A 20,868-nucleotide genomic window follows, 5' to 3' on the forward strand; every position below is an offset into this window, starting at 1 on the left:
GGGTTCTCGGCAACTGAAGGCGGCTTCTAATGATGCTTTTTAAATACACCTTATTATAGCCGACAAGCGCCGAGGGCTGTCTACCCTCGGCGCATCGTGGTGTCAGGCGAACATTCTGACCCTGAGCCTAATGACTCGTCCCCTCTTCATAGTGCGTCTTGTTCCAGACGTTGTACTTGCCCGAGGGCTTGTCCATGGGGATGCGCTCGAGTTCATCGAGGGTCTTGGCGTCGTAGACGATCACCGCGCCGTCCCGATCCCAGATGCTCAGCAGGAGCTTCTCGCCATGGCGATCGAACTCGACATGAGCGGCGGTCTTGCCCGGGGCCGGCTCCAGAGTCTCGACGATCTCGAGGGTCTGCTTGTCGATCACGTGCACCTTGTCGTGATTGGGCCCGAAGAAGACATCCACCCAGGCGTAGGGCGAGTTTTCGTGGCTGCGCATGAAGAAGCCGGGTCCGGCGGTCTCGAGGGTCTTGATCAGCGACCAGTCGCGCATGTCGATGATCGACACCGCTCCCTTGGTCAGGTGCGGAATCGCCATCACGCGCCGCCCCTCGTGCATCCAGCTGATGCCGGAGCCCAGGTGCGGCATGCCCGCCAGCGGCAGGTCGGCGGCCTTTGTGCCGCTGTCGAGGTCGATCACCATGGCGCCCTTGCCGCCCCGAGCAGCACCGATCACATGGCGGTACTCGGGGTCGAAGAAGAAGTCGTCGAGATAGTCAGGCACCGCGATGCGACGCACGTCGAAGTTGGGCGTGTCGTGACTGCGCAGGGCCTCAATGGGCTCCTTCATGTGACCCGTGGAGACCACCGGCGAGGTGGGGATCGGCCAGGGGATCTCCCAGACCTCCTCGAGGTCCTTCAGCGCGGCGATGAAACTGCCACGCGGCGGTGCCGCGTAGACCGCGCTGACCCGGGAACTCTCGCCGTTTTCATTCTCCACCGGGTAGACCTTCATCGGGTCCAGGTTGTGGGCCTCGAAAAGCACCAGGGTATGCGGCAGGTAGTTGGCGGCCATCACATAGCGGCCATCCGCGGAGACCGCGATGTTGCGCATGTTGATGCCGGCGCGCACCTCGGCGACCATCTCCTGGTTGTAGATGTCGTACTTGCTGATCCAGCCGTCCCGGGAGCCGAAGAAGACATAGCGCCCGTCCGGCGTGTACTTGGGGCCACCATGCAGGGCGTAACGACTCGGAAAGCGGTCGATGCGCTCGAAGCTGTCGCCGTCGAGCAGGCTGACGTGGTGATCGCCGGTCTCCACCACCAGGAACAGGTTCATGGGGTCGGCATCGAAGGTCGGCTCGTCCGGTAGACTGCCGAAGGGATGCATCACCGCGTGGCTCTGCTTGATCTCCGCCATGGTCCAGATGGGCGATGTCTCGGGCGGTGTATAGATCCACTGCGCGAGGGCATCGATCTCGGCGTCGTTGAGCAGTTCGCCGAAGCCCATCATCTGGGTCGCCGGACGCCCCCGGTGGATCACCTCGATGGCTTCGTCTTTCTTCAGACGCGACAGATTGCCCGGCAGCAGCGCCGGCCCCATTCCGCCCAACCGGTCGCTCCCGTGACAACTGGCGCAGTGCGACTGGTAAAGTGCCTGGCTATCTATATCGTTTTGTCGTGATGCCTCTTCCGCCAATGCCGGCAATGACATCAGCAACGCTACCGCCAGCAATCCATTTCCACCAAGGGGTCTTACCATGCCACGGCTCCCAGCACCTCGTGGGTCTCGGCCTTCACGTGCTCGGGCTGGGCCACGGCCAGGGTCTCTGCCAGGCGCACCACCTCACCCACCACAATTAGGGTGGGCGGCTTGAAGGTTTCCCGGGCGATGGTGTCCACCAGGTCGTCGAGACACGTCAGTACCTGACGCTGTTCGCTGGTGGTACCGCGCTCCACCAGGGCCACCGGATGCGACCCCGGCAGGCCTCGCTGCATGAGCTCGCGGCTGATCAGCGCCGCGTTGGCGAGCCCCATGTAGAACACCACGGTCTGGTGAGGAGCCGACAGGGCATCCCAGTTGAGTTCCAGGCAGTTGTCACCCTTGCAGTGCCCGGTCACGAAGGTCACGCTCTGGGCATGATCGCGGTGGGTCAACGGAAAGCCGGCATAGGTGGAGCAGCCCGACGCCGAGGTGATGCCCGGCACCACCCGGAAAGCGACCTGATGATCGATCAGGTACTCGGCTTCCTCGCCGCCGCGACCGAAGATGAACGGATCGCCGCCCTTCAGGCGCACGACACGCTTGCCCTCCCGGGAGAGCTTCACCAGCAGGGCGTTGGTCTGCTCCTGGGTCAGGGCATGGCAGCGCGAGGCCTTGCCCACGTAATAGGACTCGGCGCTGACTGATGCCATGTCCAGAACGTCCTGAGACACCAGCCGGTCGAACACCAGGCAATCGGCCTGTTGCAGAAGCGACAGGGCACGCAGGGTCAGAAGCCCCGGGTCTCCCGGGCCGGCGCCCACGATGGCCACCTCGCCTGGCGCCAGGGGCGCTTCGGTCAGGTGATAGCAGAAGCGTCGTGTTTGTGTCGTCGTCATGGTGTCTCTCCCCGGCATCGTCACATTCTTTTTTATCAAAGCTCGACGGCCTGAATGGCGTCCGCCGGCGCGCTGATGCGCCGGTCTTGCCCTTGCACGCCGATCTCTTCGTTGGTCAGGTAGCACCCGGGGTCCTCTTCCCAGGGATCGCCGCTCACCTTCCAGGCACGCACCCGCGTGTTGCCGTTGCAGATCGCCAGATACCGGCACTCGGCACACCGCCCCTTCACTGGACGCGGACGCTGGCGCATCCCCAAAACCAGCGGGTCCCGGGTATCGCGCCATATCTCGGAGAACGGTTTGTCACGCACGTTGCCCAGTTCATGATCCCACCAGAAGGTGTCCGGATGCACGACCCCGAGATTGTCGATGTTGGCAATGTTCTCACCGGAAGCATTGCCGCCCCACTGCTCCAGGCGCCGGCGCAGCGTGTCGGCCTGATCGGGAAAATGATGCTCGGCCCACTGGAGCAGGAAGGGGCCATCCGCGTCGTTGTTGCCGGTCACGTATTCCCGCTCCACGCCTCGTTCGAGCTCGTCCCGGCAGTGATCGAACAGCAGCGTCATGGCATCTCGGGTCATCTGGTACCAGGCATCCTGCTTGCGATGCCGGTGACCGCGACCACCGTAGTTGAGATGCGACAGGTAGAACTTGTCGATGTCGTGCTCGTCGAGCAGCTTGAGGATCTCGGGCAATTGGGCGTAGTTGTGCTGGGTCAGGGTGGTGCGCAACCCGACCTTGATGCCGTGCGCCTTGCACAGCGCCACGGCATGCATGGACTCGCGAAAGGCCCCTTGGCGGCGGCGGAACTCGTCATGCGTCGCCTCCAGGCCATCGATGCTGATGCCCACGTAGTCGTAGCCTGCTGCGGCGATCTCGGCGATGTTGTCTTCGGTGATCAGGGTACCGTTGGTGGAAAGCCCGGTATACAGGCCCAGTTCCTTGGCACGCCTCGAGATCGCGAAGATGTCCGGGCGCATCAGCGGCTCGCCGCCGGACAGGATCAGCGCGGGCACGCGAAAGCCCTTGAGGTCCTCGAGCACCTCGAAGGCTTCCTGGGTGCTCAGCTCCCCCTTGAAGTCGATGTCCGCAGACACCGTATAGCAGTGTTTGCAGGTCAGGTTGCAGCGACGGATCAGATTCCAGATCACCACCGGCCCGGGAGGCTTGCGGGCCGGCCCCAGAGGCGCCGGCTCGAGCAATGTCTTGATGTAGCGGGTGACTCGAAACATGATAACTCCTTGCGAAACGCTGCTCAGGTCTTCTCGGCGGAACGGTCGGTCTCGGCGTGGCGCTTGGCCAGGCGCAGACCGGTCTTCTTGAGAATACGCGAGCTGTAGAGAATGCGGTGGCTGCGGCAGGCATCGCCGAGGAGCGCGGCAAGCTCCTCGGCCTGGCGCTCGACCTCTTCTCGGGAGCGGCCGTGCAGCATGGCGAACAGGTTGTAGGGCCACTCCGGCAGGTGCCGCGGACGTCGATAGCAGTGGCTGACACCGGGCAGCCTCGCCACTTCGCGGCCCAGGCGGTCGATGTGGGTATCGTCGACATCCCACACGGTCATGCCGTTGGCCACGTAACCGAGCCGGTAATGGTTGGGTACCGCGGCGATACGCCGAATTACGCCGAGCTCCTGCATGCGCGCCATACGTCGACGGACCTCCTCGGCGCTCATGCCCACCTGCTCGCCTACCGCTGCCCAGGGGTCGGAAACCAAGGGCAGGCCCGATTGGGTCGCCAGGACGATGGCGCGGTCCCGCTCGTCGAGCACGGCGTCTGTCGGGGCCTCAGACAGGCAGGTGGAGTCGGACATGGAATTCTTCCTGCTTGGGCATGTTGTACACCGGATAGCCGGTATCGGCTTCGATGGCGGCGATGACTTCGGCGATACGCTCCGGGGTCTCGGTAGCCAGCACGAACCACATGTTGAGGCGATGCTCCCGGCGATAGTTGTGGGCGACCTCGGGGAACGTGTTGACCCGCTCGACGATCTCGTCGAAGCGGGCTTCCGGGATTGCCATCGCGGCCAGGGTGAGTCCACCGCCCAGGCGTTCGGCATGATACATGGGCCCGAAGCGGCTGAGCACGCCATTTTCCTTGAGTGCCTTCAGGCGCTCGAGCAGCACCTGTTCGTCGATCGCCAGCTCGTCGGCGACCGCCGCGAAAGGTGCCTCGACGACCGGCAGCCCATCCTGCAGCCGGTTGATGATGCGGCGATCGAGGACATCCAGGTCGGCGATGTCATGCTTGGCCATTGGCGCTGACATAGGTTCTTCCTTATTCACCCAGATACCGGGCACCGTGCTGACGATAGGCGCGCGTGCTGAACAGCACCCGATGAGGCACCTGCTCGAGCCCTTGGCGCGCCACAATGGCATCGAGCTCGCTCAAGACTCGCGGGCGACGAGTGCCGTGAATCATGCAGAACAGGTTATAGGGCCATTCGGGCAAGCGACGCGGCCGCCGGTAGCACAGGGTAACGGCGGATTCTGCAGCCAGGCGACGTCCCAGTGCCGCGACCTGGTCGTCCGGCACGTCCCAGACCACCATGGCATTCGCCCTGATGCCCAGCGGGCGATGCTTGACCACCAGCCCCAGGCGCTTGATCAGACCGTCGGCCTGCCAATGCTCGACCAGGGCCAGGACCTCGGCCTCGCTCATGCCGCATTGTTCGGCCAGGGTTTGCCAGGGCCGCGAGGTCAAGGGCAAGCCCCTCTCGAGCAAGGCACGCAAGCGTTGTACGTCACCTCGGGTCGACGGAAGCTCGGCGACGGGTTGCCGGTTGCCTTGCATGGCCAGCGTGGTGCTTGTCATGCGTCCTCCAGCTCGTCCCAGGGAATGGGAAAACCCAGGTCGATATGGAAGCCTTCCAGCATCGGCAGGCGCAACAAGGGCCGGCCGAGGGTCTCCTCCAGATGATCCAGCCGCCTTTCGAGTTGCTGCTCGTCGGGGGCGGTCATCACGAACCACAGGTTGTAGTCGTGTTCCCGAGCGTAGTTATGGTTCACTCCCGGGGCGAGATTGATGAGCTCTGCATATGCCTCGCGTTCGTCTTCCGGCACCGCCACTGCGGCCAGCAGGCTGGCGCCTGCCTTGGCATGGTCGAAGACCGGCCCCACACGACTCAGCACGCCCAGATGCTGCAGACGCTGCAGGCGTTCGAGCAGTTCGCTCTCCGCCAGACCCAGCGTCTCGGCCATGGCCGCGTAGGGACGTTCACAGACCGGCAGGTCACGCTGGTAGCCATCGATCAGACGGCGATCCAGGGCATCGAGTTGGTGGGCGAGTCGAGGCATCGGCACAGCTCACTGTCGAAGATGGCAAGGCGGGCCTTGCGGCCCGCCTGCCTGGTCGGCTCAGCGATCAGTAGACATCATTCTGAGTGTTATAGACATTGAACTTACCGGTCGGCGTGACCAGTCGTTCATCCTTGATGACCTTCTTGAGCTCGCGGGTCTTGTCGTCGACCACCACCAGCGCGGACTTCTGCTCCATGCCGTTCCAGACCGAGAACCACACCTCGTCGCCGGCCTTGTTGTACTCCGGCTGAACGACGCGCTTGGGCCCTTCGCCCAGATCCGCCCACTCGGCAATCGGCAGCACTTCGTAGCCTGCTTCGAGATTGTTGATGTCGTAGACCGCCACGCTCTGGCTGATGTCCTCGCCCGGGTTCAGCGGGGTATCGACATAGAGGTTGCTGGACTCCGGGTGGGTCTTGATGAACAGCGAGCCACCACCCTGGCCTTCAAGGGTACGCACGACCTTCCAGGCCTTGTCGGCATGGCCTTCCGGATCGGTGCCGATCAGCGAGATGGTGTTGTCACCCAGGTGGCTGGTCGCCCAGACCGGCCCGTGCTCGGGATCCTCGAAGTTGGCGCCGCGTCCCGGGTGCGGGATCTTGCCGACGTCGACGATGGCCTCGAGCTCACGCTCCTTGGCATCGATGACCACGATCTTATTGGACTCGTTGGCGGCGGTCAGGAAGTAGCGCATCGAGCTGTCCCAGCCACCGTCGTGCAGGAAGCGCGCCGTTGCGATCTCGACGATGCTCATGGCGTCGAGGTCCTCGTAGTTGACCAGCTGGATCTTGCCGGTCTCCTTGATGTTGACGATGAACTCGGGCGCCTCGTGAGACGCGACGATGGCGGCTACCCGCGGCTCGGGGTGGTACTCCTGCTCGTCCACGGTCATGCCCCGGGTCGAGCGAATCTTCAATGGCTCCAGGGTCTCGCCATCCATGACCACGTACTGCGGCGGCCAGTAAGCGCCGGCAATGGCGTACTTGTCCTCGTAGCCCTTGTACTTGGACGTTTCCACGGAACGGGCTTCCAGGCCGACCTTGATCTTGGCCACGGTGGTGGGTTCTTCCATCCACAGGTCGATCATGTCGACGACCGCGTCGCGCCCGATGACGAACAGGTAGCGCCCGGAGGCGGACATGCGAGAGATATGCACCGCATAACCGGTCTCAAGTACCTTGGCGATTTCCTTGCTGTCACCCTCGATCAGGGCGACCTGGCCGGCATCACGCAACGTAACAGAGAACAGGTTCTCGAGGTCGAGATCGTTCATCTGCTCGGTGGGACGCTCCTCCGGGGGGACGATGACTTCCCAGGATTCCTTCATCTTGTCCATGCCGAACTCCGGCGGCACCGGCGGCTCGTGCATGATGTACTTGGCCATCAGCTCGACTTCGTCATCGGTCAAGTCGCCCGAAGTGCCCCAGTTGGGCATACCCGCCGGAGAGCCGAAGTTGATGAAGGTCTTCAAGTACTCGATACCGCGATCCTGGGTGATATCGGTGGTCAGCGGCTTGCCGGTCGCGCCTTTGCGCAACACGCCATGACAGCCGGCACAGCGCTGAAAGTAGATCTCGGTGGCCTTGTCAAAGCCCTCCTGGGTCATGTCCGGCGCCCCGGGGGTCGTCACCATCTTGACGTCACCGGATTGGATCGGCGAACCGCCAGCGCCCTTGTATTTTTGTGCCGCCGGATCCCCCTTGTGCTCCTGTTTGGCCTCTTGCTTGGGTGAATCCTGCTGGGCCACGGCGATCGCACCGGTACCCAACGCTGCCATTGCCACCGCAACTACCAGCGGCTTGAGATATCCCCTCGTGGATTTCATCTTTCCCCTCCATTTGCTCTTAGAGAACTACCATGCCGCCGGGTCATGTTCTTGTTCTGGATCGCAGGCCAGAGGCCCCTTCGCATGGGCGTCTCTCGGCCGTTATATCGATATGGCAGATAGGCATAAAATGCATGCCAACTACCTCTTTTGGGGTATATCGAAGCTCTTCTTGTTACTGCTATGCATTGCCTGCATCCAAGGCATCGACTCACCGCCACGGGCATCGTCGCAGCCCTCATGTCCGGGGATATTGATCAGGATCAAGGTTCAGGGCGTTAGGCGATGTGACACTTAAAACATTCTTTCAAAAAGCACCTTTCAATATTTTCAGAACGATGAGGCTGTTGATGCACTACCGCCATTGGAGTCATGTGGTGCTGCTTGGCCTGCTACCCATGCTGGCCACGGCCGACCCCAGCCCGAGCCGGCAGGCCGAACTCGAGACACTCTTGTATCAGGATTGCGGTTCCTGCCATGGCATGACCCTGAAGGGGGGGCTAGGCCCCTCCCTGTCGCCGGAGCGGATGGAGCGTTTTTCCGCCGAGGCCGTGACCGGCATCATCCTCTATGGAGTGCCGGGTACCGCCATGCCCGGCTGGTCGGACCTGTTGACCGAACAGGAAGCCGCCTGGCTTGCCGATCAGCTCAAGCAAGAGCCTCCCCCTTCTTCACGCTGATCTCTCTTTTACCCTGACTCAAGGAAATCGTCTCGATGCCCCTGCCGTTTTCTCTCAAGCCACTCTTGCTGGGCGGTGCCCTCACGCTTCTCGCTGGTTGCCAGGCGATGAACCCCGCAGCCGAACTCCGTGGTACCGGCGATCTCGGCGTCGTGGTGGAGCGCGCCACGGGCAGCCTGGCCCTCGTCGATACCAGCGAGCGCGAGATCATCGATCGCGTCGAGGGCCTCGGCGATCTTTCTCATGCCTCGGTCAAGTTCTCCCGGGACGCACGCTATGCCTTCGTCTTCGGCCGGGATGGCGGCCTCACCAAGGTCGACCTGCTGACCGGCGAGATCGTCGAGCGGGTCATTCAGTCCGGCAACAGCATCGGCGGGGCGATCTCCCAGGATGGCAACTACGTGGCGGTGGCCAACTACGAGCCCGGCGGGGTCAAGGTGTTCGCCAGTGACGACCTGGAGCTGATAGCCGACATCCCGGCGACCTACGAAAACGCGAGCGGCGAGACCGAGCGCTCCAAGACCGTGGGACTGGTCGATGCTCCGGGCAACACCTTCGTCGTCAGTCTGTTCGAGGCCGGCGAGATCTGGACCCTGGACATGGCCACCGACGACCCCAAGGTGCAGCGCTACCAGGAGGTAGGCGAGATGCCGTACGATGCCCTGATCAGCCCCAGCGGTCGTTACTACATCGCCGGCCTGTTCGGCGAGGACGGACTGGCACTGCTGGATATGTGGCATCCCGAGGCGGGGGTCAAACGCATCCTGCCCGACTACGGGCGTGGCGAGAAGCGCCTGCCGGTCTACAAGATGCCGCACCTGGAAGGCTGGGCCCTGGCCGGCGATCAGGCCTTCTTCCCCGCCGTGGGCCGGCATGAAGTCCTCGTTGCCGACACCGGTGACTGGTCACTGATCGAGCGCATCCCGGTGCAGGGTCAGCCGGTGTTCGTGATGAGCCGCCCGGATGAGCGTCAGGTGTGGGTCAGCTTCGCCCACCCGAAAAACGATGTGGTGCAGGTCATCGACACCCAGAGTCATGAGGTCGTCAAGACCCTGGCAGCCGGGGATTCCATCCTGCACATGGAGTTCACCCCGCGCGGCGAGCACGTCTGGATCTCGGCCCGGGACAGCGATCACGTCAAGGTCTACGACACCGAGACCTTCGAGGAACTGGCCACGCTGCCCGCCGAGTCGCCCAGCGGCATCTTCTTTACCGACCGGGCGCATCGCATCGGACTGTGAGTTCTCCGAGCGCTAGTTGTCGAGGTCTGCCAGTCCGGCCAGCTGCTTGCCAAGGCTGTCACCCGCAAAAGGATCGGTGAAGGCTCGAGGGGCGTTATACAGTCCCTCGATGGTGTTCTCTCGACAACATCGATGCCTGCCCACAAGGGATCCTGGTGGCCGGTATGGCAAGCCTGGCTGGTGGAACGCTCTTCCAAGGAAAAGATCGATCCTCCGGCGATGGGCGGCGAACCCTATTCGCCTCTCATCGACGCCCGGGCACCTACGTACTGCAGCAATGATGCTCTTTTCTTCTCCACGATCGGCCATCATAAGCAGATGACCGGGGGTCACTTGTTTGCAAGCATTCCTGACGCAGTGTAAAAACACTCAGCGCCGCTTGTAACCGGTCACCATGGCGCGAATCAGGTTTTCCCGATGACGCACGCTTTCGTAGATCGCCCCCGCGACGTGCAGGGCGATCGCCACAAGCGTGACGTTCACCGCTATCTCGTGCACCTCCTCGATCGTCTTGCTGCCCCAGCCCCAGTCGGTAGTCAGCAGCCAGCCGCTGACGCCGATCACCCCGACGGCGACGAGCAGGAAAAGAATCATGATCGCCGCTGCAGGGTTGTGGCCAAGATAGCGCGGTTCCTGGCCCTTCAAGGCACGACGCATATAATCGATCAGTTTAGCCGGCCCCGGCACGAAGTCGCTGAAACGCGCATGAGGACTGCCGATCACGCCCCAAATCAGGCGAAACGCCACCAGGCCCAAGGCTACGTAGCCGGCCCATTCATGAATAGTACGGTTACCTTCCACGATGAAGTAGGCGACGGCAAAGGCCGTCACCAGACTCCAATGGAAGATGCGCACCGCCGGGTCCCAGACCTTGACCCGGTCATCCCGGGTCGCGGGGCTCGTCTCCCGGTTATCAGTCATTGCGATGCTCCTCCACGGCTTCGCCATTGACCGGATTGAAGTAGATCTCGACCTTGACCCCTTCCTTGTCCTCCCCATAAATTTCGTAGCAATTAGTGTCGGTAACGACGAATCGATCAATCTGATAACCCTGATCCTTGAGCTGCTGTTGCATGGCCTCCTCGCCCATCCATTCGGATTCCGGCGCATCGGTGCACTGGGGAGCGGCAACGGCGACACCGGCAAACGACAGGGCGGCAGCGGCAACGAGCACATGACGAATTTGCATATTGACTCTCCTTTTCACGGTCTTGATCGCGTCTTGCGAGTACATGCCGAATCGGCATGTTGTCATGATGGCAGCACAACCTTACGGAAGACTTACAAAGGAAAGATTTTTCATCGAAGCATTCGGGAAAGGGAAGCCACAGACATATCCCCACGAAGATCGCAGGGATATAAAAAAAGAACGGGTTACTGAGCGATTTCGATATCGATCACCAACTCCTTCTCGCTGTTCAGGGAACTGGTGATCAGACAATTCTGCTCCGCCTTCTCGAGGCAGCGCTCGGCCTTTCGGCGGTCATCGTCGCTCGAAAGCGTCAGGCTCGGCTTGAGGATGAAGCGCGTGAAGCGCGTGATTCTATCTTCCTTTTCAAGGATGCCCTCGACCTCGCAGCTCAGGCTTTTCCACTCGAGTTTCGATGCTCGCGCCACGGCACGAAATGACAGGATGAAGCAGTCGGCAACGGCGGCCACCAGCAGTGTCTCCGGCGACCAGTAGCCCGACGGCCCATTGAATTCCGGAGGAGGATTCGTCTCCAGCGTCGGCAATTCAGCTCCGCTGACCGAAACGCTTCCTTCCCGGCCTCCCGAAGCCGAGACCCGGTAATGATGGGGATACTCCTGCATGAAACAGAGTCCTCTATTAATACCCAATGACGACGTGGCTCGAGTATCGTGCCACGTCGTCATTCAGCTTATTGATCGATACCCAGCTGCGGTTGTGGGGTTTCTGCGGTGCTCGGCGGCAGAATGGGATACGCCACCTTGGGCTGTTCACCAGTCAGGCTATGTAGAAACGCGGTGATCGAATTCACTTCCTCGTCATTCAATTCCGCTCCGAGTTGCGCCGATCCCATCACCGCCACGGCCTGCTTCAGGTCCCAGGCCTTGCCGCTGTGGAAATACGGTGGCGTCAGGGCAATGTTGCGCAAGCTCGGTACCTTGTAGACGTACTCGTCCGAGGCGGACTGCGTCACTTCGAAACGCCCCTTGTCTTCCCGCGGCAGGAAGTCGGCGCCGGGTTGTTCCACCACACCGAAGGGCTGGTACTGATCGCCCCCGAGGTTGACGCCGCTATGGCAGGCGGCGCAGCCCTTGTTGACGAACAGCTCGAGGCCGGTCTTCTGCTGCTCGGTCAGGGCGTCGGCATCGCCCTGGAGGTATTGGTCGAAGGGCGCGTTGGGGGTGATCAGCGTGGCCTCGAAAAGGGCAATGACATCCTGGATATTGCCGATGGTGATGGGATCCTCCGCCTTGGGGAAGGCCTCCTCGAAAACGGCCTGGTAACCGGGAATGCCTTTGATCATCTCTACCGCATGCTCATGGGTGATGGCCATTTCCACCGGATTGACCAGGGGGCCGCCCGCCTGTTCGGCGAGATCCTCGGCACGCCCATCCCAGAACTGGGCGGTATTAAAGACCGCGTTGAGCACCGTGGGCGAGTTGCGCCTGCCCATTTGCCAGCCGTGGCCTACCGAGGTTTCCAGCATGTCGGTGCCGCCGAGCCCCACCTGATGGCAGGAGTTGCAGCTGATGGTGTGGCTCTTGGACAGCCGCGGCTCGAAGTAAAGCATCTTGCCGAGTTCCACCTTGGCCGGCGAACTGGGATTACCCTCGAGCTCCGGTGGTTCCTGAGGGATCGGCTTGAACAGTCCTTGAGCCTGGCTCATCAGCTTATCCTCGGCAGCCATGGCCGCACCGGCCAACGCCATACCCGCCACCATCAGTACCAGGTTATGCTTTTGCATGATGATCTCCCTTGTCCATGCTGCGATGGATTGCCTAGCTAGAGCATTGATGCATACGCGCCTTACAGGAAACTTAAGGCCGAGGTATTAGCAGCTTCCTTGCTAGCCTCGTTTCGACTCCGCAGCTTCACTTTATAATTTGGCTAACTGACCAGCCTCTGTCTTGATGTGGATCAAGGAGTCGTGAACGGAAGCTGCCATCATGAAGTGGCAATGCGTGGCATTGGCTGCCAACGGCAGCTTTTCATCATCAAGGAGAAAGCATCATGAAAGCATTGGTATTTCATGGCCCTGGCGAACGCCGCTGGGAGGATAAGCCGCGCCCGAGTATCGACAAGCCTACGGACGCGGTGGTACGCATCACCCATACCACCATCTGCGGCACCGACCTGCATATCCTCAAGGGCGACGTACCCGCCGTGAAGGATGGCCGCATTCTGGGCCACGAAGGCGTGGGAGTGGTCGAGGAAGTCGGTGATGGCGTGAGCAACATCCAGGTCGGCGACGAGGTGCTGATCTCCTGCGTCACTTCCTGCGGCCGCTGCGACTACTGCAAGCGCGGCGTCTATTCCCACTGCCGCGATGGCGGCTGGATCCTCGGTCATCTGATCGACGGCACCCAGGCCGAGTACGTGCGTATCCCCCATGCGGACAACAGCCTCTACCCGCTACCCAAGGGGATCGATCACGCCGCGGCGGTGATGCTCAGCGACATCCTGCCCACCGGCCACGAGATCGGCGCCCTGAACGGGGAGGTCAAGCTCGGCGACACCGTGGCCATCGTCGGCGCCGGCCCCATCGGCCTGGCGGCGCTGATGACCTCACGCTTCTACTCTCCCGCGCGAATCATCATGATCGACCCGGACGAGAACCGCCTGGCCATGGCCAAGCAGCTCGGCGCTACCGACACCATCGCTCGGGACCCGCTCGAGGCCATCGACAAGCTGACCGGCGGCGAAGGCGTGGATGTGGCCATGGAGGCGGTGGGCATTCCCGAGACCTTCGATGTCTGTCAGCGCATCGTTCGACCGGGCGGGCATATCGCCAACATCGGTGTGCATGGCAAGAGCGTCGACCTCCAGCTTCAGGATCTGTGGATCAAGAACATCACCCTGCGTACCGGCCTGGTGAACACCGACACTATCCCGGTACTGATGCGCGTCGTCGAGAGCGGCGGCGTCGAGCCCGCAGGACTGGTGACCCACCGCTTCAAGCTCGATGACATCGAGAAGGCCTACGACATCTTCAGCGAAGCGGCGAAGGAGCAGGCCATCAAGATGCTGCTGACCGTCGAGTGAGGATTGAAAGCTGGTGAAAGATGGTGCCAGACGCGATCGTAGTGGACGTCAATTCCTGCGCCTGGCACCCAGCATTTTTACAGCGCTCTTTCCTTCACCCTTCCCATCGTTCATAGCGAACGATTAGAGTTCATGCAACGTGATGCCGAGCCCTCTCGACCACTCCAGCACCTTGTCGCGGTGCTCCGTAACGGCGGCCTGAGGTATGCGAGGCATGGGCTCCGGGGAAGACGACGTGACCTCCACATCAGGCATTGGAGCCTCGGCCAGAGGCAGCGTGACACCCAACCCTCTGGACCACTCCTGTAGCTTGTCGTGATGCTCCATGAAGGCGACCTGCGGTATTCGGGGCGTGATCTCTCCCGAAGCCGGCTCTGCCGCTACCGCGGAGACAGCGGCGCCGGCCAGGAACATCGCACCGCTAACGAGGCCAATGATATGACGACGGTTCATGACGATATCCTCCTTCCTCATCAATCGAGGAAGTTTGACTGCCGAGCGGAGGCTTCCACTCGATTCATGAACAGTCTGGCAAGTCAGGCTTACACGGCGCTGAACGAACCCAAAAATCGAGGTATTTTTTCGACTCGCGCCGGCTCGCCCTGGGCGACCAGCCGCCCCATGTTGATCAGCGCCAGCTCATCGCTGTATTCCGCCTCGTCCATGTAGTGGGTAGTCACGAAGACCGTGGTGCCCCCGGCGGGCGCTACTCGCCGATGACTTCTTGCCATAGCTCGTTGCCACAGCTCGACACGACCCGATCACATCCCGACGCCGAACAGCGTCTGGGCGAGATGGCCGGTGAGGAAGGCCAATCCCGCTGCCGCGCCACCGATCAGCAGAGTGCGCAGCCCCGACGTCAGCACCGGTTGGTGATAGACCAGGCTCTTGCCCATGCCGATCAGAAAGAACATCAGCCCGGCCACCAACAGACTCGCAAGGAACTGCCGAGTAGTGTCCAGGCCTGGCAGCGCATAGGGCAGCAGCGGCATGGCCCCCACCACCAGGAAGGCGACGAAGGTGGTCAACGCCGAGCGCAGTGGACTCAGCCCCTCGGTCTGCAGGCCGTGTTCTTCGCGGACCATGGTTTCCACCCACAACTCGCGGTCGCTGCATATCGTCTCCACCACCCGCTCCAGGATTTCGCCCGCGAAGCCCTTGCGCTGAAAGATCTGGCGAATCTCCTCGCGCTCACCCTCCGGCACCTGGTCAATATAATGATGCTCGCTGCGGCGCACTCCCTCGACATGCTCGCGCCGGGCCTGGATCGCCTCGTAATTGCTGATCGCCATGCTAAAGCCGTCTGCCAGAAGATTAGCCACGCCCAGTACCAGGGCGACCGTGGCCGAGAAGCCCGCCCCGAAAGCCCCAGAGACCACCGCGAAGGTGGTCACGCAGCCGTCGATGCCGCCAAGGATGGCATCGGGTAGGTTCTGCACGCGGGACGGCTCGCGTAGCCGGTGGCGAATGACCTCCGGGCGATGTTGGTGCTCCAGTGACTCGCGTCTCTTGCCGGTCATGACCTTCTCCCGGGGTGTTCCGTCCGCTCTTTGCTGTGCTGAATGCGCCTGTCCTGACCGCCACATGCCAGCCATCAGCTTGGCATACCAGGCGAGCAAGGAGGAGTATTGGTCGACGCATGCCGCGAGCTTTGAAGCCCTTCCAAGGAATAAACCATACTGATTTACCAGATACGCTCACGGTGGGAGCCATAGGCTCGCCTCGAAGCCATCCCCGCGCCCCGTAGCGGGGGAGATAAGCGTCAGGGTAGCGCCAGATCCCGTGGCGATCGCCTGGGCGATGGCGAGCCCAAGGCCGGAGCCGTCGGCCCGACTATTCGCCCGAGTGAAACGATCGGTCAGCCGAACGAGATCCTCCGCGGGCACTACCGGCCCCGCGTTTATCACGCGCAACACGCCCTCGCTCGATACGGCGACCTCGACGGGCCGATCTTCCCGCCCATGCTTCAGGGCATTTTCGATCAAATTGCGCAGCAGGATCGCCAGGGCATCCGGATCGATCGATGAAACAATTTGTTTTTCCTTGGGCAGCGATAGTTCGAGGCGAGTGTCGTATGAGCGACGAAAGTCGTCGACGACGTGGATGACGACCGGCAGCACGTCCTGGGGCGTCTCGACCAGCAGCCCTCCGCTTTCCGCCTTGGCCAGCTGCATCAGCTTCTCCGAGAGTCGGGACAGCTCGCGTAGCGAGGCCTCGATCCGCCACGCCCGATCCTGTAGCGGCCCCGGGGGTGCTTCACGGCGCAGACGCTGCACCTGCGCCAAGGCCGCGGCCAACGGTGTGCGCAGCTCATGGGCGCTATTGGCGGTGAAGCTGCGTTCGGCCTCCAGCACTCGGCGCAACCGCGCCAGCAGCTGATCCACCGCCACGGCGACAGGCACGAGTTCCGCCGGCAGGCGTGGCGCCTCGACCGGGGATAGATCCCCGGCGTCACGTTCCTCGAGCGCCTGCCGATAGGCCAGCAGGCCACCCAGGCTGTGACGCACCAACCACCAGATGCCGGCCAGGCTGAGCGGCACCAGTACCGCCAGAGGCAGCAGCAGCATCGCCAGCATCTCCCGGGTCGCCCGGTGGCGATAGGTCAGCGGTTCGGCAACCTCGATGAAGAAGGTATCGCTGACCGCGGAAGTGCCGTAGAGCCGGTGCGTCGCGGTGCTGCGCAATCCCATTTGAGGTGTTTCGGGAAAGACGGATAGGTCGACGTCGTGGGATATGAGCAAGGGAATGCCGTTCGCGCCCCGCACCAGATAGGTGATGTATTCCTCATGAGGGCGTAGAGAAGCGACCTGCTGGAGCAGGTCGGAGCTTTCCCGGTTGAAGATCTCGACGACGGCCAGAGACAGGATGCGTTGCGCGGTCTCTTCCAGGGAGCTGTCGAGGGTTCTGTCGATGGTATGTTGCACGATGAATACCGTTAGCGTGGTCGCGACGAGCCAAAGCGCCGCCACGCCCAGGGTCAGGCCGATCCCGAGACGACGCTGCAGGCTGACCGGCTGGCTCACGAGCGCCCCAGGCGATAACCCATGCCACGCACCGTCTCGATGCTGGCGTGGCCCAGCTTCTTGCGCATGCGGCTGATATGCACCTCGATGGTGTTGCTCTCGATCTCCGCGCCGAAGGCATACAGGCGATCCTCGAGCTGAGACCGGGACAGCAGCGCCCCCGGGTGCTGCACGAGCGCCTCAAGCAGCGCCCATTCCCGAGCCGTCAGCTCAACGTCCTGCCCCGCTCGATGCACTGAATGATTGACCAGATCGATCTCCAGTTCGCCCACATGAATTAGTGGATTGGGATTGCCCGTATAACGCCGCGCCACGGCGGCGACTCGCGCGGAGAGCTCCTCGAGATCGAAGGGCTTGACCAGGTAATCGTCCGCGCCGGCATTCAGGCCGGCGATACGATCGGAAATCTGGTCCCGGGCGGTCAGGATGATGATCGGCGTCGCAACCCCTGCCCGACGGCGCTGCCTAAGCAGATCGAGCCCGTTGCCATCAGGCAACAGCAGATCGAGCAGCAGCAGGTCGTAATCGGTGGTCGCCAGACACGCCTCTCCCTCGGCAAGGGTCTGCATCCAGTCCACCGCATGGCCATCCTCGGTGATCTGATCATGCACCGCTTCGCCCAGGGAGGGGGCATCCTCGATCAGCAATATGCGCATATCCCAGTTCCTCCTGGCGCCACGGATATCCTGAGCCTAACGAAGCTGTCTGACGGCAACCTGAACGAGGCCGAATCGCTTTTACATCGAATCTGGCGTAGTCACTTCAGATTCCTGTCAGGTGGCCGGTCTACAGTGACAACGTGAACATCATCTGGAGAAAACCATGAAAACGCCACTGCTCGTCACCACCACGCTGGCCGCCACCCTGGCGACCGGAATGAGCTTCGCCGATGACGACTGTCCTGATGCGGTCGCCGACTGGCAGCCTCGGGAAGTCCTGCGCCAGCAACTCGAGGCCAAGGGCTGGCAGGTGCGCCGTATCAAGATCGACGACGGCTGCTACGAGGTCAAGGGCCTCGATCAGGACGGCAACAGGGTCGAGGCGGAGTATGCCCCGACGTCGCTGCGCCTGCGCAAGCTGGAAATCGAATACGACGATGAGGAATACGAAGACTCCGACGACGATGATGACGATGATGACGATGACGACCGCGAAGCCACCAAGCGGCGCCCGGAGACCCGCACCGCCCCTAACAACGGCATTGTCCGCGGCAAGCCGTCCGTTCGCATCGAGTGATGCGTTGTTTCATACGGATGCCAGATTGCCCGATACCGACACGTGACGGAGACAGATGATGAAAAAACTCACTCTTGCTCTTGCCCTTACGCTTGGCCTTGTCGCCGCCATCGCGCTGCCGACCCTCGCCCAGGCACGCGAAGTGACGTTCACCACCGAGCTGAAAAGCTACGGCGGCGATGGTGCCTATGTGGCGCTCTACCTCACCGACGCCAATGGCCAGTACCAGGGTACGCTCTGGATCGCCGGAGAGAAGTCGAAATACTACAAGCACCTGCGGGACTGGGCGCGAGGCAGCGGCCTGCGTAGCAGCGAATATGACGGACTGACCGGCGCCAGCGTCGGCAGCGGCCGCACCCTGAATATCACCCTCGACATTGCCGACGAGCTGATCGATGCCGGGTATGAAGTGCGCGTGGATACCGCCGTCGAGGACATGCGCGACAACCGTGCCGACGTCGTCGTACCGCTGACCACCGAGGGCGCAGGCCAGTCGGTATCGGGCCGTGGCTACGTGCAGTCGTTCCGCTACACCTTCTGATTGATCGAGGAGCACAGATACCATGCTACGCCAGCTTCATTCGCTGCCCGGCCTGATCGTGGCGCTGTTCGTCATCGTTCTCTCGGTGACCGGGGCGATCCTGTCGCTCAATCCGGCGCTCGAACGGGCAGGAACCGTGGTTCCCGCCACTGAGCAAGTCAGCGTTGCCGAGCTGGCGGGCAAAATAAAGGAACATTACCCGCGAGCCGAACAGATCGAGCGCACGCCCTCGGGCACCCTCATCGTCTATTACACTCGAGACGGCCAGGTGAGAGCCGATCGAGTGGACCCACGCACCGGGCAGGCCATCGCTCCCTATGAGTCGTCATCGTTCTCACGCTGGGTGAAGAACCTGCACCGTTCCTTGCTGCTCGACATGCCCGGGCGCGCGGTGTCGGGCATCACAGCACTGGCGATGGTCGTGCTGGCGATCTCCGGCGCCATGCTGCTGGCCGCTCGCCTGGGCGGATGGCGCCAGTTGCTGCATCCGGTGCGCGGCACGCTGAGCCAGCGACTGCACATCGAACTCGGTCGGGCGGCGATTCTCGGCCTGCTGCTGTCGGGGCTGACCGGGTCCTATCTCTCCGCCACCACCTTCGGTCTGGCCTCGGAAGGCGTGGAGGCTGAACCCGAATTCCCGCTGGAGGTCGATGGCGGCCCTCCCGCTGCCATCGATACCCTATCGGCCCTGAAGACAACGGACTTAAGCGACCTCCGAGAGCTGGTCTATCCCTATCCGGACGATCCCACGGACATGTATTCCCTGGGCACCGATCAGGGTGCCGGCTACATCGACCAGGCCAGCGGTGAGTGGCTCGCCTATCAGCCCCATGACGCAACTCACAAGTTTTATGAGTTCATCTATAGGCTCCACACCGGCGAAGGCCTTTGGTGGCTTGGCCTGACCCTCGGCCTGGCCGCCCTGACGGTACCGGTGATGGCCGTGACCGGCACGATGATCTGGTGGAAACGCCACCGGTCCAAACCGAAGCTTGCCGCCAACAGTGGGCCGAACGCCGCGGACAGCGTGATCCTCGTCGGCAGCGAAGGCAACACGACCTGGGGCTTCGCCAAGACCCTGCACGACAGCCTGGTCCAGGCGGGCCAGCGCGTACATACCGCCCCCATGAACCAGTTGGCCCCGCGGTATCGCAGCGCGAAACGGCTGTTCATCCTCACCGCGACCTACGGAGACGGCGATGCGCCGGCCTCGGCCAACCAATTCCTGGCGCGGCTCGAGAAGATCAAGGAGGCGCCCAGGCTTTCCACCGCCGTGCTGGGTTTCGGCGATCGGCAGTTCCCGCAATTCTGCGGATTCGCGAAGGAGGTCGAGGCGGCACTGATCGCCAAAGGTTGGCAACAACTGCTGCCGCTCGACACCATCAACCGTCAGTCGCCGCAGGAATTCACTCGCTGGGGCGACGCCGTGGGCAAGGTGCTCGGCACCGAGTTGACGCTGGTTCATACCCCGGTACGTCCGCGCACCGCCATGCTGGAACTCGCCGAGCGGGTGGATTACGGTACCGACGTGCAGGCCCCCACCGCCGTGCTGCGCTTCAAGGTGCCTGAAGGTAGCGGCAAGACCGGCCTGCTGAGTCGTTTGCTGGGACGCACCGGGTTGCCACATTTCGAGGCCGGCGACCTGGTCGGCATACTGCCACCTGACAGCCAGGTGCCGCGCTTCTATTCCCTGGCCTCCGCCTCAAAAGATGGCATGCTGGAGATCTGTGTGCGTCACCACCCCGGCGGCCTGTGTTCGAGCTTTCTCCATGCGCTGCCGATAGGCGGCACCATCGAGGCCTTCATCCAGCCCAACCCGGACTTCCGCCCCGCCTCCGGCAAGGCGCCAATCGTGCTGATCGGCGCCGGCACCGGCATCGGTCCGCTGGTCGGTTTCATCCGCCACAACAAGGCGCATCACCCCATGCACCTCTACTGGGGCGGTCGCAACCCGCAGTCCGACTTCCTTTATGAGCCTGAACTGAACGCCTATCTCGCGGACCGGCGGCTGACAGAGTTGAACACCGTCTTCTCCCGCGTCGATGAACGTGCCTATGTACAGGACAAGATCGCCGTGGATGGCCCGGAACTGCGCCGGCTGATAGAGAAGGGCGCGCAGATCCTGGTCTGCGGCGGTCGCGACATGGCGGCGAGCGTCATGGCCGCGCTGAACGACATCGTCGCACCGCTGGGCATGGACGTGGCGACGCTCAAGGCCCAGGGGCGCTATCGTGAAGACGTCTATTGA

The 20,868-nt window shown here is 62.4% G+C and carries 23 protein-coding genes; 6 read left to right on the plus strand and 17 right to left on the minus strand.

The window, feature by feature from the left end:
- Positions 1-127: 127 nt before the first annotated feature.
- The 8 genes from BUA41_RS00465 to BUA41_RS00500 all read right to left on the minus strand — a co-directional run bounded on the left by BUA41_RS00465 (position 128) and on the right by BUA41_RS00500 (position 7,668).
- Positions 128-1,708 (minus strand): nitrite reductase, encoded by a 1,581-nt coding sequence (locus tag BUA41_RS00465; protein WP_072818569.1) that lies wholly within the window; start codon positions 1,706-1,708, stop codon positions 128-130.
- Positions 1,702-2,547 (minus strand): uroporphyrinogen-III C-methyltransferase, encoded by an 846-nt coding sequence (gene cobA / locus BUA41_RS00470; protein ID WP_072818571.1) that lies wholly within the window; start codon positions 2,545-2,547, stop codon positions 1,702-1,704. Before cobA ends, BUA41_RS00465 begins: the two co-directional genes overlap by 7 nt.
- A gap of 35 nt (positions 2,548-2,582) precedes the next feature.
- On the minus strand, positions 2,583-3,779 hold the full coding sequence (gene nirJ, locus BUA41_RS00475; protein WP_072818574.1) for a heme d1 biosynthesis radical SAM protein NirJ: 1,197 nt from the start codon (positions 3,777-3,779) through the stop codon (positions 2,583-2,585).
- Between the two features lie 23 nt (positions 3,780-3,802).
- Positions 3,803-4,357, minus strand: a complete 555-nt coding sequence (gene ahbB, locus BUA41_RS00480; RefSeq protein ID WP_072818576.1) for a siroheme decarboxylase subunit beta — start codon at positions 4,355-4,357, stop codon at positions 3,803-3,805.
- Positions 4,332-4,811, minus strand: a complete 480-nt coding sequence (locus tag BUA41_RS00485) for an Lrp/AsnC family transcriptional regulator (RefSeq protein ID WP_217652751.1) — start codon at positions 4,809-4,811, stop codon at positions 4,332-4,334. Before BUA41_RS00485 ends, ahbB (BUA41_RS00480) begins: the two co-directional genes overlap by 26 nt.
- Positions 4,812-4,821: 10 nt before the next feature.
- Positions 4,822-5,358: a siroheme decarboxylase subunit beta gene (gene ahbB / locus BUA41_RS00490; protein WP_217652752.1), complete on the minus strand. Its 537-nt coding sequence runs from the start codon at positions 5,356-5,358 to the stop codon at positions 4,822-4,824.
- Positions 5,355-5,840, minus strand: a complete 486-nt coding sequence (locus tag BUA41_RS00495) for an Lrp/AsnC family transcriptional regulator (protein WP_072818579.1) — start codon at positions 5,838-5,840, stop codon at positions 5,355-5,357. The genes ahbB (BUA41_RS00490) and BUA41_RS00495 overlap by 4 nt, the downstream gene beginning before the upstream one ends.
- 67 nt (positions 5,841-5,907) lie before the next feature.
- Positions 5,908-7,668: a nitrite reductase gene (locus tag BUA41_RS00500; protein WP_072818581.1), complete on the minus strand. Its 1,761-nt coding sequence runs from the start codon at positions 7,666-7,668 to the stop codon at positions 5,908-5,910.
- Positions 7,669-8,018: 350 nt separating this feature from the next.
- Here BUA41_RS00500 and BUA41_RS00505 point away from each other — a divergent pair, with 350 nt between their 5' ends.
- Together BUA41_RS00505 and BUA41_RS00510 are read left to right on the plus strand one after the other, a co-directional pair.
- On the plus strand, positions 8,019-8,348 hold the full coding sequence (locus tag BUA41_RS00505; RefSeq protein WP_072818583.1) for a c-type cytochrome: 330 nt from the start codon (positions 8,019-8,021) through the stop codon (positions 8,346-8,348).
- Positions 8,349-8,383: 35 nt separating this feature from the next.
- Positions 8,384-9,589: a cytochrome D1 domain-containing protein gene (locus tag BUA41_RS00510; protein WP_072818586.1), complete on the plus strand. Its 1,206-nt coding sequence runs from the start codon at positions 8,384-8,386 to the stop codon at positions 9,587-9,589.
- A gap of 369 nt (positions 9,590-9,958) precedes the next feature.
- Here the strand turns inward: BUA41_RS00510 and BUA41_RS00515 are convergent, their stop codons facing one another.
- From BUA41_RS00515 to BUA41_RS00530, 4 genes are all read right to left on the minus strand, one after another.
- The gene (locus BUA41_RS00515) at positions 9,959-10,510 is read right to left on the minus strand and encodes a cytochrome b/b6 domain-containing protein (protein ID WP_072818590.1); all 552 of its coding nucleotides are present in this window, start codon (positions 10,508-10,510) and stop codon (positions 9,959-9,961) included.
- Positions 10,503-10,778 (minus strand): PepSY domain-containing protein, encoded by a 276-nt coding sequence (locus BUA41_RS00520; RefSeq protein ID WP_072818592.1) that lies wholly within the window; start codon positions 10,776-10,778, stop codon positions 10,503-10,505. The genes BUA41_RS00515 and BUA41_RS00520 overlap by 8 nt, the downstream gene beginning before the upstream one ends.
- 185 nt (positions 10,779-10,963) lie before the next feature.
- Positions 10,964-11,401: an OsmC family protein gene (locus tag BUA41_RS00525; protein ID WP_072818594.1), complete on the minus strand. Its 438-nt coding sequence runs from the start codon at positions 11,399-11,401 to the stop codon at positions 10,964-10,966.
- Between the two features lie 68 nt (positions 11,402-11,469).
- Positions 11,470-12,522 carry a cytochrome-c peroxidase gene (locus BUA41_RS00530; protein ID WP_072818596.1) on the minus strand — a complete coding sequence of 351 codons (1,053 nt, stop codon included), beginning with the start codon at positions 12,520-12,522 and terminating at the stop codon, positions 11,470-11,472.
- Between the two features lie 266 nt (positions 12,523-12,788).
- Between BUA41_RS00530 and BUA41_RS00535 the strand changes: the two genes are divergently transcribed.
- Positions 12,789-13,820 (plus strand): zinc-dependent alcohol dehydrogenase family protein, encoded by a 1,032-nt coding sequence (locus BUA41_RS00535; RefSeq protein WP_072818608.1) that lies wholly within the window; start codon positions 12,789-12,791, stop codon positions 13,818-13,820.
- A gap of 123 nt (positions 13,821-13,943) precedes the next feature.
- Here BUA41_RS00535 and BUA41_RS00540 read toward each other — a convergent pair whose 3' ends face one another.
- The 5 genes from BUA41_RS00540 to BUA41_RS00560 form a co-directional block, all read right to left on the minus strand.
- Positions 13,944-14,273: a hypothetical protein gene (locus BUA41_RS00540; RefSeq protein ID WP_072818610.1), complete on the minus strand. Its 330-nt coding sequence runs from the start codon at positions 14,271-14,273 to the stop codon at positions 13,944-13,946.
- An 89-nt stretch (positions 14,274-14,362) separates the two neighbouring features.
- Positions 14,363-14,551 carry a hypothetical protein gene (locus BUA41_RS00545; RefSeq protein ID WP_072818612.1) on the minus strand — a complete coding sequence of 63 codons (189 nt, stop codon included), beginning with the start codon at positions 14,549-14,551 and terminating at the stop codon, positions 14,363-14,365.
- A gap of 30 nt (positions 14,552-14,581) precedes the next feature.
- Positions 14,582-15,340 carry a VIT1/CCC1 transporter family protein gene (locus BUA41_RS00550; RefSeq protein ID WP_072818615.1) on the minus strand — a complete coding sequence of 253 codons (759 nt, stop codon included), beginning with the start codon at positions 15,338-15,340 and terminating at the stop codon, positions 14,582-14,584.
- Between the two features lie 177 nt (positions 15,341-15,517).
- Complete coding sequence (locus BUA41_RS00555; protein WP_072818617.1) at positions 15,518-16,843, minus strand: sensor histidine kinase; 1,326 nt, start codon at positions 16,841-16,843, stop codon at positions 15,518-15,520.
- The gene (locus BUA41_RS00560; protein WP_072818619.1) at positions 16,840-17,499 is read right to left on the minus strand and encodes a response regulator; all 660 of its coding nucleotides are present in this window, start codon (positions 17,497-17,499) and stop codon (positions 16,840-16,842) included. Before BUA41_RS00560 ends, BUA41_RS00555 begins: the two co-directional genes overlap by 4 nt.
- A 166-nt stretch (positions 17,500-17,665) precedes the next feature.
- Here BUA41_RS00560 and BUA41_RS00565 point away from each other — a divergent pair, with 166 nt between their 5' ends.
- The 3 genes from BUA41_RS00565 to BUA41_RS00575 are packed head-to-tail and all read left to right on the plus strand — an operon-like array spanning position 17,666 to position 20,868.
- On the plus strand, positions 17,666-18,079 hold the full coding sequence (locus BUA41_RS00565) for a PepSY domain-containing protein (protein ID WP_072818621.1): 414 nt from the start codon (positions 17,666-17,668) through the stop codon (positions 18,077-18,079).
- 58 nt (positions 18,080-18,137) lie between these two features.
- Positions 18,138-18,620 carry a DUF2271 domain-containing protein gene (locus tag BUA41_RS00570; protein WP_072818623.1) on the plus strand — a complete coding sequence of 161 codons (483 nt, stop codon included), beginning with the start codon at positions 18,138-18,140 and terminating at the stop codon, positions 18,618-18,620.
- Between the two features lie 22 nt (positions 18,621-18,642).
- Positions 18,643-20,868 carry a PepSY domain-containing protein gene (locus BUA41_RS00575; RefSeq protein ID WP_072818625.1) on the plus strand — a complete coding sequence of 742 codons (2,226 nt, stop codon included), beginning with the start codon at positions 18,643-18,645 and terminating at the stop codon, positions 20,866-20,868.

This window comes from Modicisalibacter ilicicola DSM 19980 (assembly GCF_900128925.1).
GTDB lineage: Bacteria > Pseudomonadota > Gammaproteobacteria > Pseudomonadales > Halomonadaceae > Modicisalibacter > Modicisalibacter ilicicola.